General features: G+C 47.1%; 1 protein-coding gene. It reads right to left on the reverse strand.

Features of this window, described 5'->3' with window-relative positions; translation table 11 throughout:
- Window positions 1-238, reverse strand: a 238-nt coding sequence (locus SB765_RS33510; RefSeq protein ID WP_410933019.1) for an ATP cone domain-containing protein, incomplete at both ends; no start/stop codon positions are given.

The raw sequence follows: 238 nt of genomic DNA on the forward strand, positions 1-238 counted from the left end.
TTACATAGGCCACTTTATCTAACTTTTTAAGCGCTTCCATAATGCACTCACCCACCAAATGGCTAGACACTTCGCGTTCGCCAGTGGCGCGTAACTGCGACTTAATAATATTAACCACTTCATCAACTTGCTCAGTGCTTACGGGGCGTTTTTCGAGGGCGCGAGTTAAGCCATTTAGTAACTTATCTTCATTGAACGGTTCGCGGCTGCCATCTTGCTTGATGACCCGTGGCATCAC

Source organism: Pseudomonas sp. SIMBA_067 (genome assembly GCF_046534675.1).
GTDB classification, from domain to species: Bacteria; Pseudomonadota; Gammaproteobacteria; order Pseudomonadales; family Pseudomonadaceae; genus Aquipseudomonas; species Aquipseudomonas putida.